This is a genomic window from Paenibacillus dendrobii (assembly GCF_009807035.1).
Classification (GTDB): domain Bacteria; phylum Bacillota; class Bacilli; order Paenibacillales; family Paenibacillaceae; genus Paenibacillus_AQ; species Paenibacillus_AQ dendrobii.
Genome location: NZ_WUBI01000004.1, coordinates 582,319 through 595,596, shown reverse-complemented (window position 1 = coordinate 595,596; position 13,278 = coordinate 582,319). Strand labels below are relative to the sequence as shown.

Annotated in this window: 11 protein-coding genes; all 11 read right to left on the bottom strand. The window is 50.5% G+C overall.

The features are described from left to right. Positions 1–25: 25 nt before the first annotated feature. Positions 26–1,792: a hypothetical protein gene (locus GRF59_RS23900; RefSeq protein ID WP_160500210.1), complete on the bottom strand. Its 1,767-nt coding sequence runs from the start codon at positions 1,790–1,792 to the stop codon at positions 26–28. Positions 1,793–1,837: 45 nt separating this feature from the next. After that, positions 1,838–2,401: a PulJ/GspJ family protein gene (locus GRF59_RS23895; RefSeq protein WP_160500209.1), complete on the bottom strand. Its 564-nt coding sequence runs from the start codon at positions 2,399–2,401 to the stop codon at positions 1,838–1,840. Beyond that, a complete protein-coding gene (locus GRF59_RS23890; RefSeq protein ID WP_160500208.1) occupies positions 2,385–2,939 on the bottom strand; it encodes a prepilin-type N-terminal cleavage/methylation domain-containing protein in 555 nt (184 codons plus the stop codon). Before GRF59_RS23890 ends, GRF59_RS23895 begins: the two co-directional genes overlap by 17 nt. A gap of 202 nt (positions 2,940–3,141) precedes the next feature. Further along, a complete protein-coding gene (argH, locus tag GRF59_RS23885) occupies positions 3,142–4,545 on the bottom strand; it encodes an argininosuccinate lyase (RefSeq protein WP_160500207.1) in 1,404 nt (467 codons plus the stop codon). A 113-nt stretch (positions 4,546–4,658) separates the two neighbouring features. Then, positions 4,659–5,891: an argininosuccinate synthase gene (locus GRF59_RS23880; protein ID WP_160500206.1), complete on the bottom strand. Its 1,233-nt coding sequence runs from the start codon at positions 5,889–5,891 to the stop codon at positions 4,659–4,661. A gap of 337 nt (positions 5,892–6,228) precedes the next feature. Beyond that, complete coding sequence (gene argF / locus GRF59_RS23875) at positions 6,229–7,185, bottom strand: ornithine carbamoyltransferase (protein ID WP_160500205.1); 957 nt, start codon at positions 7,183–7,185, stop codon at positions 6,229–6,231. Positions 7,186–7,444: 259 nt separating this feature from the next. Continuing rightward, positions 7,445–8,644: an acetylornithine transaminase gene (locus GRF59_RS23870; RefSeq protein ID WP_237392002.1), complete on the bottom strand. Its 1,200-nt coding sequence runs from the start codon at positions 8,642–8,644 to the stop codon at positions 7,445–7,447. A 219-nt stretch (positions 8,645–8,863) separates the two neighbouring features. Next, entirely contained in the window at positions 8,864–9,631 is a 768-nt protein-coding gene (gene argB / locus GRF59_RS23865) for an acetylglutamate kinase (RefSeq protein WP_237392026.1), read from the bottom strand. A gap of 96 nt (positions 9,632–9,727) precedes the next feature. Then, positions 9,728–10,954 carry a bifunctional glutamate N-acetyltransferase/amino-acid acetyltransferase ArgJ gene (argJ, locus tag GRF59_RS23860; protein WP_160500202.1) on the bottom strand — a complete coding sequence of 409 codons (1,227 nt, stop codon included), beginning with the start codon at positions 10,952–10,954 and terminating at the stop codon, positions 9,728–9,730. Between the two features lie 19 nt (positions 10,955–10,973). Next, positions 10,974–12,041, bottom strand: a complete 1,068-nt coding sequence (gene argC / locus GRF59_RS23855) for an N-acetyl-gamma-glutamyl-phosphate reductase (protein WP_160500201.1) — start codon at positions 12,039–12,041, stop codon at positions 10,974–10,976. Between the two features lie 251 nt (positions 12,042–12,292). Next, positions 12,293–13,186: a YitT family protein gene (locus GRF59_RS23850; protein WP_160500200.1), complete on the bottom strand. Its 894-nt coding sequence runs from the start codon at positions 13,184–13,186 to the stop codon at positions 12,293–12,295. Positions 13,187–13,278: the final 92 nt, after the last annotated feature.

Sequence of the window (13,278 nt, the reverse complement as noted above, 5' to 3'; positions counted from 1 at the left end):
ATTATGTTCCTGCCATACTATCCTTTTACTCCAATTTCAGGGGTCCGACGCGTACATTGACCCGATTAACCTTGGGAAGTCCTAAATTTTGATTATTATAGATCTCCTTGTTATAGATCACCCTAAACCGGTGATATTGCCCCACTCCGGACTGTGGCTCAAAAATAAGCGGGTTAGTCGAAGAAGACGGCCTGTTGACATTGCCAAGCATTGCATTGACGGTGAGGTCGCCTTTTGCAAAGAAGCCTCCCTTGATCTGAAAGGTTGAACCCACACCATATAAATCCGCTGTACTGTCCGTATAAAAAAATGCTTTCAGTTCATTTTGTTCCGAGGCTCCTGAATTATTGAAGGCATCCACGCGGTTCACCAATATTTTCCCGGCCGAAATCAATACTAGTTCCTTGCCGTTTAGTCCGCGAATATTCGCATCTTGTACCGTTGTGGATTTCAGCGTGAACAAGGTTGAATCGAATCGAATATCTCCCTGAATAAATACGTTTCCTGTAACCAAGATATTGGCTAATATATTGATATTTTTGCTTAACGAATGCGCATCGATGGTAAGGTCCCCATCTACGATAAGCCAGTAGGACCCGTTCCCGTTGCCTTTGTTTTCATAAGTTAGACTCCGAATATTCTCTCCATCAACAGTTAAATTCCCATGAAACAAAACGGACTGTTTCATCGCCGCGAGCTCTTGATTCAGCTTGATAATGCCGTCACTGTAATCTATTTTCGCTTGTTCATACTGATCTTTTAGGGTCTCATATGTCTGTTTGCTCGCTTCATCCGCATCGGCTCCAGGTTCTATTGGCGGCTCTCCAGGAGGTTCAGGCATCGTTAGCTTTAACATACCCAAGCTCCCTTCGCTTTCCTGAAGCCCTTTGATGATGTTCGAAGCCCCGTTGCCAAACTGTTGTTGCAGCGTCTCTCTACTCACTCCCGCCGCTTCGGACAACTTGTCCACGAATGAATCCTGAACATCAATCGAGACAAACTTGGCATGAGGTTTGATTAATAATTGATCAAGCATGAAACCATCCCCCAGCGGCGATTTGCATCCTTCTGCTTGAAATGGGGGTTTGGACATTAGCTGGTCCGCGCAAGCTACGCTTTTCAGAGACTGCACATGCGCCTCCCCGTCTAATGATGGAAAAAGCGTGGACGCCGTATAATCACTGCCATGAATATAGTTTGCCGTATTGGATAGCTGCAGGAGGTTACCCGCATAAATGTTGCCCTGGATTTGAGACGACCCATTCAAAATCAGGTTTCCTTCCGAACCCAAAGCATATTTGAGAAAATCCGGGTATGTATCGATGACGATCTGACGGCTGAGCTTGCGTTTGACTCCGTTAACGACGGCTTCGGATTGCAAGGTGATCGGGTATTCCGTCTTTTTTCGCTGAGCGGAATCGTAATTGATTAAAGTGATTTTACCGGAAACCTGATCCTGCCCGTCTGTACCCAGCTCCGAACCCAGCGTCAATCCGCCGTCTTCGGCTTTCCCTCGCATCTGCATCACGAATTCCTGGATAATACCATCCATGTTCTCAGGATCGATGGACCTTCCCTGGAACGCAGATGAAATATAACTGACGCCTTCATCCAGCGATTTCTCCGCCAAATGCAAGCTCTGCACGTCATTCTCCCTTGTTTGCGTACGCTGGGCACCGCCAATGGCTGCAGCCACTACGGCCGTTCCCAGAATCGTCAGCAGCAGGACCATGAACAATACCATTACCAAAGCCGATCCGCGCTCATCGCGAAAGCGAATTTTCCTCATCATCATTGCGACCTCCACTTTCGGCTAATAGGAAAAAGAGTGTATATACTAGAATCCAAACCGACTCTGCATGTTCAGCTGATACGGCCGGTTCTCGTATGTCTGCTCCAGCTCCAGGGATATGGACAGCGTACCGCTTTGACATACCGTAAACCCGGTGCAGTCCACGGTCAAAGAGGAATCTTTGGTGAGGGTAGATTCTATATTCCGGGTTACCTCTGCACCTATAGGATCCACACTGGCATCAGGGTCTGCATCTGGATTTGTGCCTTTGTCTTGATATGGCGCGATGGATAGCTTGCCGTCTGCAATCTCAATAACATGGGCCTGTACCCCGTTCTTGCGTAACACGACCGCCGTCGTGCCGCCGGCAATTTTCGCCTCGACCGAGTCGGGGGAGAACGTATACAGCTCCGTAATCACAGCCGACATGAGGAGATCCGCTTCATCCCGAAGCGAGTTTTCAATCGATATTTTATGATAGCTGCGCATTCCGAAAACGGTCAGAGAGTATACCAAGCCCAGCACCAAGGTCATGACGGCCAGCGTGGCAATCATTTCGATCAACGTAAAGCCCTCCTCCCGCCGGAGGCGTTTAACGAAGTTCTTCATTCGTAATATACCCCTCCACTGCGCTATCGGTTGCATGACCTCCGGGCCCGGCTGCCCCTCGGATCACCACTTTAACGGGAATGAGATTTTTGCTCATCTTTTGTTTTTGCTGATCCGATGAACCCAGCATTTGCTGGTGCAAATCCGCTTCGTACTCCACATTAATCTCATAAGCTACATTATTTATGGTCGGGTGAAGCACTGCTGCAAGCGCCGATGCATCGGTATTCGGAAATAGTTCGCTGTATAAATCTGGTGAAGCCTCCGCCGAGCTGCCGAGAATGACCGGATGTTCTTCTCCGAACTTTTCTGCATGATAGAATTCATGTAATTTGCCGTAATCTTGCTTCTGCATAAATACAAGCGCATTGCGCGCCAAGTTGATCATGACCGTCTTGTTTTGATTGGATTTGGAATAGGATAGCGCATTGGCGAAGTAGGAGGTAAGTACTATAGAAACGATGGAAAAGATCACAATTGCTGCTAAAACCTCGACTAAAGTAAACCCTTTTTCCTGCTTTGAGACGGTATTGAACACTTCTGCCGACTCTCCTTCTCGTGACCCTTATATAAATATCTAAAAATGGATAATATGTACTATTTCATTATATGCTTTGTCCTCTGGAGTCAGCAATCCCCAACCTATGAAAAAACAGCAAAAAAACCGGTAGAATCAAAGATTCTGATACCGGCTTTGCTATCTTCATATATGGGTCCTATGAACTATTTTGTTTCAATGCTTATTGGTGTTCTTTCAGCCACTGCTCCGTCATCTGCATCAGCACTTCGCTGCGCTTAATGGCATCTGCGACCTGATCCGTTGCCGTGCCACCGTACACGTTACGTGCGTTGACCACGGTCTCCGGCTGCAGCACTTCGTAAATTGCATCATCGAACAGCTCCGAGAACTGTTTGAACTCATCCATCGTCAGATCAAGCAAGTACTTGCCGTTCTGGATGCAATAAAGCACCGTTTTCCCGATGACTTCATGCGCCTGGCGGAACGGAAGGCCCTTGCCCACGAGGAAGTCGGCAATATCTGTCGCATTGGAGAAGTCTTTATTCACGGCTTCGCGCATCCGCGATTTGTTCACCTTCATGGTGGCGATCATCGGTGCAAACAGCTGCAGCGCGCCTTCGAGCGTCGCTACAGTGTCGAACATGCCTTCTTTGTCTTCTTGCATGTCTTTGTTATATGCCAGTGGCAATGATTTCAGCACGGTGAGAAGACCCATCAGATTGCCGTAGACACGGCCTGTTTTGCCGCGAACCAGCTCCGGCACGTCCGGATTCTTCTTCTGCGGCATGATGCTGCTGCCTGTGCAGAACGCATCGTCCAGCTCGATGAAGTTAAACTCTGTGCTGCTCCACAGCACGAGTTCCTCCGACAGACGGGAGAGATGCATCATGATGATGGAAGCGTGAGACAGAAACTCCAGAATAAAGTCGCGGTCGCTGACAGCGTCGAGGCTGTTTTCATACACGCGGTCGAATTGCAGCTGCTCTGCCACGAAATGACGGTCAATCGGGAACGTCGTCCCAGCCAGCGCACCTGCACCCAATGGAAGGACATTGATACGCTTGTAGCTGTCCATCAAACGTTCATTGTCACGCTGGAACATCGATACATATGCCATCAGGTGATGTGCAAACAGGATCGGTTGTGCCCGCTGCAAATGCGTATAGCCCGGAACGATGGTGTCCAGATTGTCTCTGGCTTGTACCACCAGCGATTGCTGCAGCTCATGCAGCATGCCCGATAGCTCCACCACGCGTTTGCGCAGGTACAAATGCATATCGGTTGCTACTTGGTCGTTACGGCTGCGTCCGGTATGCAGTTTACCGCCAACGGGACCGATCTCGGCAATCAGGTTTTTTTCCACGTTCATATGGATGTCTTCATCGGATACCGAGAATTCGATCTCGTTGTTATTGATTTTCTCCAGTACTTTGATCAGGCCCGCTTTGATGGTCTCCACATCTTCCTGCGGCAAAATCCCGCATTTGCCCAGCATGGTTACATGCGCAAGGCTCCCTTGAATATCTTCTTCGGCCAGTGCCTGGTCAAAACCGATCGATGCGGTATACTCGTCCACCAAATGGTTGGTCTGCTTCGTAAAGCGCCCTCCCCACAGTTTGCTCACTTTATGTTCTCCCCTCTCTGATACGGCAGAGGGCCGCCCCTTCTCGCCCGGAAAAGGAACGGCCGTCAATGCCTTGCCGCTTCAAGCGGCCCATTCGTTTATGGATACGGCGATTATTGGTTCTGTTCTACGCCTGTGCTTACTTTAAGACGGAGCGCGTTCAAGCGAATAAAGCCCGTTGCATCCCCCTGATCGTACGCTTGCGTCGGATCAGCTTCCATGGTCGCGATATCCGGATTGTACAAGCTAACCGGACTCTTCACGCCTGCGGCGATGATATTGCCTTTATACAGCTTCACACGTACGGTACCCGTCACGTTCTTCTGGCTTTCCGTTACCAGTGCCTGTACAGCCAGACGTTCCGGAGCGAACCAGAAGCCGTTGTATACAAGCGTACTGTAACGGGTAATGAGGCTGTCGCGCAGGTTCATGACTTCGCGGTCCATTGTGATGGATTCCATTTTGCGGTGAGCGGTGAACAGAATCGTTCCGCCCGGCGTTTCGTACACCCCGCGGCTCTTCATGCCGACAAAACGGTTTTCTACCATGTCGACGCGTCCAATGCCGTGCTTGCCGCCCAGTTCATTGAGTTTTTCCATCACTTGCAGCGGGTTCAGCTTCTCTCCGTTCAGCGCAACGCAGTTGCCTTGTGCGAACTCAAGATCAAGATATTCCGCTTCATCCGGAGCATCCTCAGGGGACGCGCTCAGCAGGAACATCCCCTTATTTTCCGGTGCGCTGGCATCGAACCAAGGATCCTCCAGCACGCCGCTTTCATAGCTGATATGCAGCAGGTTACGGTCCATGGAGTAAGGCTTGGCCGCGGAAGCGGTAACCGGAATGCCATGTTTTTCGGCAAAGGCGATCATCTCGGCGCGGCCCGGGAAGTCGTTACGGAACTCCTCAAGGCGCCATGGAGCGATAACATTAATATCCGGAGCGAGTGCAGCTACGCCCAGTTCGAAACGAACCTGGTCATTCCCTTTGCCTGTTGCGCCGTGGGCAATCGCCGTTGCGCCTTCAGCACGGGCAATTTCCACCATGCGCTTAGCGATCAGCGGGCGTGCAATACTGGTGCCGAGCAGGTACTGACCTTCATACAAAGCGCCTGCTTGGAACATTGGGTAAATGAAGTCCTTCGCGAATTCGTCGCGAAGATCGTCGATGTATACTTTGGAAGCGCCTGTTGCCAGCGCTTTTTCCTCGAGGCCGTCGAGCTCTTCTTTTTGACCGATATCTGCTGTAAAAGCGATGATTTCCGCATCATAAGTTTCTTTGAGCCATTTGAGAATAATGGATGTGTCCAGGCCGCCGGAGTAGGCGAGCACGATTTTTTCTTTTGCCATGATTTGAACTTCCTTTCGTTTATGCTTCTTGTGATTGATTATATCGTATTAAAGGTGCTTAGGTTTAAAGTTAAGGAAATCTTTACTTCGCTCGTATGTCCGTTTCGGGTACGGCCTCTTCTTCGTCCATATGTCACCGCTGCGGGTACGGATCGTTCTTCCGAACGCTGCCGCTTCTTCAGATCGATTCCGTTCCCTCCGCTACTGCGATGTTGATCCTACATCTATCTGTATCCAAGAGTGTAAACTACATCTATGAGTATAAAACCCGAGAGCTTACCATACAGCTTGCTTTTACTACGCCATGAACCGTCAGTTCAAGCACGATCTGTTCAGCCTATCCCATCAATGCGGCCATCAAAGCTTTTTGCGCATGCAGACGGTTTTCCGCTTGATCGAAAATAACCGAGTTTTTGCCGTCGATGACGCCTGCACTGACTTCCTCACCGCGATGCGCCGGCAGGCAGTGCATGAACAGGTAGTCGCTCTTGGCACCTTTCACGAGTTCTTCGTCCACTTGATAGTTTTTGAAGGCAGCCTCGCGGATTTTTTGCTCTTCCTCAAAGCCCATGCTCGCCCACACATCCGTATAGATGGCGTCGGCGTCCTTCACGGCTTCCTGCGGACTGCGAGTCACAACGATTTCAGCTCCGGTTTGCTTCGCGATTTCACGGCTTTGTTTCACCACTTCAGGATCCGGTTCATAGCCTTCCGGACTTGCGATGGATACATGCACACCCAGCTTCGCTCCGCCGATCATGAGGGAATGCGCCATGTTGTTGCCGTCGCCGATGTAAGCCAGCTTGAGCCCTTTCAACGCGCCTTTTTGCTCGTAGATGGTTTGGAAGTCGGCCAGCACTTGGCACGGATGCGCCAGATCGCTGAGCCCGTTGATCACCGGAACCGATGCATACTCGGCCAAGTCAACGACATTGTGATGCCCAAATGTACGGATCATGATGCCGTCGAGATAACGGGAAAGCACCTGCGCAGTATCGCTGATGATCTCGCCCCGTCCGAGCTGAATATCATTCTTGCTCAAAAAGAGCGCGTGCGCACCAAGCTGGAACGCACCTACTTCAAAGGAAACCCGCGTCCGCGTTGAGGATTTTTCAAAAATGAGTCCGATCGTTTTGCCTTTGAGCGGCTGATACACCTCGCCGTTCTTTTGCTTGCGTTTCAGTTCAACCGCAAGATCCAGCAAATACTGAATCTCTTCCGTGGTGTAGTCGTCCAGTTCCAGCAGGTCCCGGCCTTTCAAGTTCACATGTTTCAACTGTTCTGCTTGAGTCATGGGGTGTTCCTCCTTGTCCTCATTAGATCACTCTCGCATAATAACCGCAAAGTTGATGGATCACACTTCCAATCGCCGTTATCTCCAAATTCCCCAATTGTATTCTGCTGGATACTGGTTCAAATTCAGAGACAAATCATTGTCGAAGCCAGCTTGGCTAAACAAAACCTTAGCCGGCCGCTAACGACTCTTCAGTGTAATTCCGCCCCTCTGCTACCTCTGCTCTTTATCGATCACTAATGATGAGAATATTTTTAGTTTAAGCCTTTTTTATAGCTGTATGGTCATGGATCACGTCAGCGATGATGCTTACCGCCTGATCGATTTCTTCTTTGCTTACGTACAGGTTCGGCAGTAACCGAATGACATTCGGCCCTGCAGTGATGAACAGCAATCCGCGCTTTTGACCTTCGATTACGAGGTCGCTTACCGGTTCTGCACACTCGATGCCAATCAAAAGCCCAAGACCGCGAATCGCTTTAACATGTGGAATACCTGCGAGTTTCTCCGCTAGCTGTTCTTGCAGGTAGGCGCCCATCTCATCCGCACGCTGCGGAAGTTGATCTTCCAGCATGGTTTCAATGGTCGCGATGATGGCGGCTGTCGCAATCGGCGTTCCGCCGAAAGTCGAACCATGGCTGCCTGCGCTGAATGCATCACGCAAGAAGGCCTTGCCGAGCATGGCTCCCGCCGGGAACCCGCTTGCAATTCCTTTGGCCAAGGTGAAAATATCCGGCTCAATACCGTAATGCTCGTGCGCAAACAGTTTGCCTGTACGGCCCATGCCCGTTTGAACTTCATCGAGAATGAGCAGCAGACCATGCTCTTCGCACAGCGCCTTCACGGCTTGAACAAACTCCGCTTCCACGGGAAGAACGCCGCCCTCTGCCAGCACGAGCTCCAGCATAATTGCCGCCGTTTTATCGGTAATGGCTGCTTTGAGAGCATCGAGGTCATGGAGCGGAACGTTTTTGAAGCCGGCGGGCAATGGAAGGAACCCGTCCTTTACTTTATCCTGACCGGTTGCCGTCAATGTAGCCAGCGTCCGTCCATGGAAGGATTGGATAAAGGTAATAATCTCAAACCGGCCGTTGTTTTGAATCTTTTGATGATAACGACGCGCCAGCTTAATAGCCGCTTCATTTGCCTCGGCGCCGCTGTTGCAGAAGAATACTGCGTCTGCACAGCTGTTCGCCGTCAGAAGCGAGGCCGCTTTTTCCTGATTCGGAATTTGGAACAGATTCGATACATGCCATAGTTCATCGAGTTGATTCTTCAGCTTCGCCTTAACCTTCTCCGGGGCGTGCCCCAGATTGGTAACGGCAATGCCGCTCATGAAATCGAGATATTTGTTCCCTTGGTCGTCCCACAGCCAGCTGCCCTGGCCTTTAACTAGGTTGATCGAATATCTTGCATAGTTCGGAAACAGCGAGCTGGACTGTCCTGCCGGATTGCTCATTGAAATCACTCCTGTCATCGGATTATTTTTGGAATCATATCTGGCTTGGCATTGTTGAAAATAGATAAATGAATTTTGATCATCTAAACCGGCTTCAGGTTGCGACTGCGACGATAGTTAGAACTTCGGGCTGCCGCCCCTTCAGTCCCAAAATCCCCTTGCATCCATTCCTTCTGACCCTCAAATAATGAAGTTCTAGCATCTTATTTTCTTCGTTTATTACCTTACGATTCTCGTCCCGATCGTCTCTCCTTGCAGAACGCGGCTCAGCACTTTCGGCTCGCTACCGTTCACGATGACTACTTCCTGCACATCACCTTGGATGCAGCCGACTGCGGCTTTCACTTTGGGTATCATCCCGCCATATATGTCACCGCTCGCGATCATGTCCTCGATCTGCTGCACCGTCACCACAGGCAGAACCTGCTTGGTGCCTTCAATCTCTTTCATGATGCCCGGCACATCCGTGACGACAATCATCCGGTCCGTTCCGAGATGCGAAGCTACGGCGCCTGCGGCCGTATCGGCATTGATATTATATCGCTGTCCATTCGCGTCCACGCCAACCGGGGCAATCACCGGCATATAACCCATCGCGGTAATGCCCTCAATAATGCTTGACTGCACGTACGTAACATCGCCGACCCAGCCGACCTCAGCAGCGTTCGCTACAGGCTGAGCCTGAATCAGGGCTCCATCTACGCCCGAGATTCCCAGCGCCCGTCCTCCGCTCTGCTGAATGCGTCTGACAATTTGCTTGTTGATGCTACCCGCCAGCACCATTTCTACTACATCCAGTACAGCTTCCGTCGTCCGGCGAAGTCCATTCACAAACTCCGTTTCGATCCCAAGCTTCTCCAGATTCTCCGAAATAGCCGGGCCGCCGCCATGAACGATAACAGGCTGAATGCCGGATGCCTGCAGCTGCTTCAAATCCTCAAAAAAAGAATCCGGCAATGCCGCCAGCGTACTGCCACCGCATTTCATCACGAAGCTTTGTTTGCTTTCCAATGCATCCCGAGCGACGTTATTCTCTTGATGATCCAATGTCTTCACAGCTCTCTCATCCCCCATTCCGCTCTGTTATGTCCGGTATGCTGCATTAATACGGACATAATCGTATGTCAGATCGCAGCCCCATGCTGTCGCTTGGCCTTCCGCTTGATGAAGATCCACCACAATGCGGACCGTATCGCCCTTAAGGTATTCCAACGCTTCATCCTCATCGAACACGACCGGCCGCGAGCCTTCCAGAACTGAAATATCTCCGATGTGAATATCGACGGTTTCCGGATTCACCGGCTCGCCTGCGCGTCCAACTGCAGCAATGATCCGTCCCCAGTTCGCATCGGCTCCGAATACAGCTGATTTCACCAGGCTTGAGCCGATCACGGTTTTGGCGATCGCACGTGCCGACAGGTCGCTTACTGCACCGTTCACACAAACCTCAACCAGCTTGGTTGCTCCTTCCCCATCCCGCGCGATGGCTTGAGCCAACACTTGGCAGACATACGTAAAGCCTGCAGCAAAAGCCGCCCAATCCGGATGAGATGGATTCAGCGTTTCATTCTCAGCCAGACCGCTTGCCATTGCAACCAACATATCGTTGGTACTTGTATCTCCGTCAACCGTGATCATATTAAAAGTCGTGTCCGTTGCTTTCCGCAAAAGCAACTGCAAATCATCAGCTTCGATCACCGCATCTGTCGTCATAAAGGCAAGCATCGTTGCCATGTTCGGATGTATCATGCCCGAGCCCTTGGCTGCCCCGGCAATGGTAACCGTTTTGCCATTCACGTCAACGGAAACGCAGGCTTCCTTCTTCACAAGGTCGGTGGTGAGAATGGCCTGCGAGAAATCTTCAGCCCCTGAAGCTTCACCGCTCAGACGCTGCGGGAGTCCGGCAATGCCCGATATCACACGATCCATCTTAAGAAGCTCACCGATCACGCCCGTGGAAGCAACGGCGACATCCTGTTCTGCAACGCCCAATTGCTGCGCAGCCTCAGCACGCATGGTATACGCATCGGTTTCACCCTGTTGTCCCGTACACGCATTGGCATTGCCGCTATTCACGACAACGGCCTGTAATCTTCCGTTCTGCAGGCTCTCGCGCGTTACTTTCAGCGGTGCAGCCTGAAAAACATTCGTCGTGTACACAGCCGCAGCTACAGCCGGTACTTCGCATAGGATCGCACCCAAATCATGACGATCGGTTTTCTTGAGTCCGCAGTGCAATCCTCCTGCCGAAAAACCCTTAGGTGTTATAATCGAACCGCTTTGCACAGCGGTATATTTTTCTTGTCCCATAATGTCTTGATCCCGCTCCTTACGGATACACCGGTGTATAACCCAGTCCGAGATTCTCCTCCCATCCCATCATCAAATTCAGATTCTGTATCGCTTGGCCAGCCGCACCTTTGACAATATTATCGATGACCGAAATAATGGTCACCCGTCCTGTTCGTGCATCTGCCGCAAACCCGACGTCGCAATAGTTTGATCCATATACTTCTTTGGTTGCCGGCCAGATTCCTTTATCCCGTACACGCACGAACGGGCGCTCTTTGTAATACTGTCTGTACAGCTCCACAAAATCCTCGTCATTATACACGCCGTTCATCTGTGCATACATCGTGCTCATAATGCCGCGCGTCATTGGTACGAGCTGGGTTGTAAAGGTAACGGTCACCGGCTCGCCTGTCACTTGACCAAGAACCTGCTCGATTTCCGGGATGTGTTGATGCTTATTCACTTTGTAAGCTTTAAAGTTTTCGTTGATTTCCGCATAATGCGAAGTCAGGCTTGTGCCCCGTCCGGAACCGGAAACACCCGATTTGGCATCGATAATGATGCTTTTGGGATCAATCCAGCCGGCACTAATCGCCGGGATCAGACCAAGAAGCGTCGCTGTCGGATAACAGCCGGGATTCGAGACAAAATCCACATCCGTAACTTCCTCGCCGAAAATCTCGCATAGGCCGTACACGGCTTTCTCCAAGTAACTCTGTTCAGGCGCCGGGTGCTTATACCACTTCTCGTAAGTTTCGCCGTCTTTGATCCGGTAATCCCCCGACAGATCAATAACCTTCAAACCCGCTTCCAGCAGCCCTGGCACCAGCTTCGAACTTACGCCTGAAGGTGTAGCCGTGAATACTACATCTGCCTTTTCCGCGATCTCTGACGCATTGACCCCATCCAAGTTTTGGACGATAATGTCTGTTAAATGCGGAAATCCATCCGAAATCGGCGTTCCCGCGCTGGATGATGATATAACCGACGTAATTTCCGCAAGCGGGTGGGCCTGCAGCAAGCGGATCAATTCCACCCCGCCGTAGCCTGTCGATCCGACAATCGCAATTCTGATTTTACTGGTTTCCCCTTGTTCCCCTGGCATCTCCGTGTTCCCCTCTCTATCACCTGACTTGCATCCCTCTAATAAATATGTATTATTATACGACTGTATTTATATAAATACAACCGTTTCACGCGAATTCCGCCTTGTCCTATAAGGGGTTATGCTATTCAGCCAAAATCTCTACCGCCGTTGCCCCTTCAAGACCTAAGCTTTGCCAACTCATAAGTTCTTTGATAAAAAAAAGAAGCATGCCCGCCATCCACGATAGCAAGCAATGCTTCTTTCATTCATTAGCTTCCCTCTAGCTTAAACCCTTCCCCGAGTACCTCATGCGTATTGCTGATGATGACAAAGGCATCCGGATCTACGGTCCTTACCAGCGTCTTTAAGCGCGTTGTCTCGCTTTGTCCGATCACGACCATCAGTACGGTGCGATGATCTCCTGTAAATCCCCCTTCAGCGTTCAGCTTCGTCAGACCCCGGTCAAGGTCATGCAGCACGGCTTCGCTGATTTTATCCGTATGATTGGAAATGATGTATGCTACCTTCGAGTAGTTAAAGCCAAGTTCTACAGCATCGATAACCTTCCCCGTGACATAGAGACCAACCAAGGCATATAATGCTTTTTCCAAGGACAAGGTACAAGCGGCCAAAATAATAACGCTGCCGTCCAGCAGGACAACACATAACGAGAAGCTGAGCCCGCTGTATTTTTGAATGATTTGAGCGAGTGTGGTCAATCCGCCGGTCGAACCTCTTCCACGGTAGACAATGCCGATACCGAGTCCTACCGCAATGCCTCCATATATAGAAGCAAGCAGTGGATTATCTGTAGGCATGGGCCAGTCTTTGGTCAAATATACGAATAGCGGCAAAATGACGCTACCCAGCAGTGAGCGTATACCGTAGTTTTTACCTAGCAAAAACACGCCCAAGAAAAAGAGCGGTATATTCAGAGCCCACTGCGTAAATGCGGGTTCCAAGCCAAACCATGCCTCTCCTAGGACAGAGACGCCGGATACACCACCGGAAGCAATTCCATGAGGGAGGAAGAACAAATTGAAGCCTAATGCAATAATTAGGGAACCAATGATGATAAGAACGGTATCCACCACATGACGCAAAGGACCGGTTGGAGGAATCATGGGAGCCTTTCTGCGGCTCGAGGTTGTGATTTGAGACATACTTCATTTTCTCTCCTTGATTTATATTCTCTTCATTCTGGTTGAAGGCGTCCAATTGCTGAATAGTGCCGGACGCTAAAAATTCCTACACA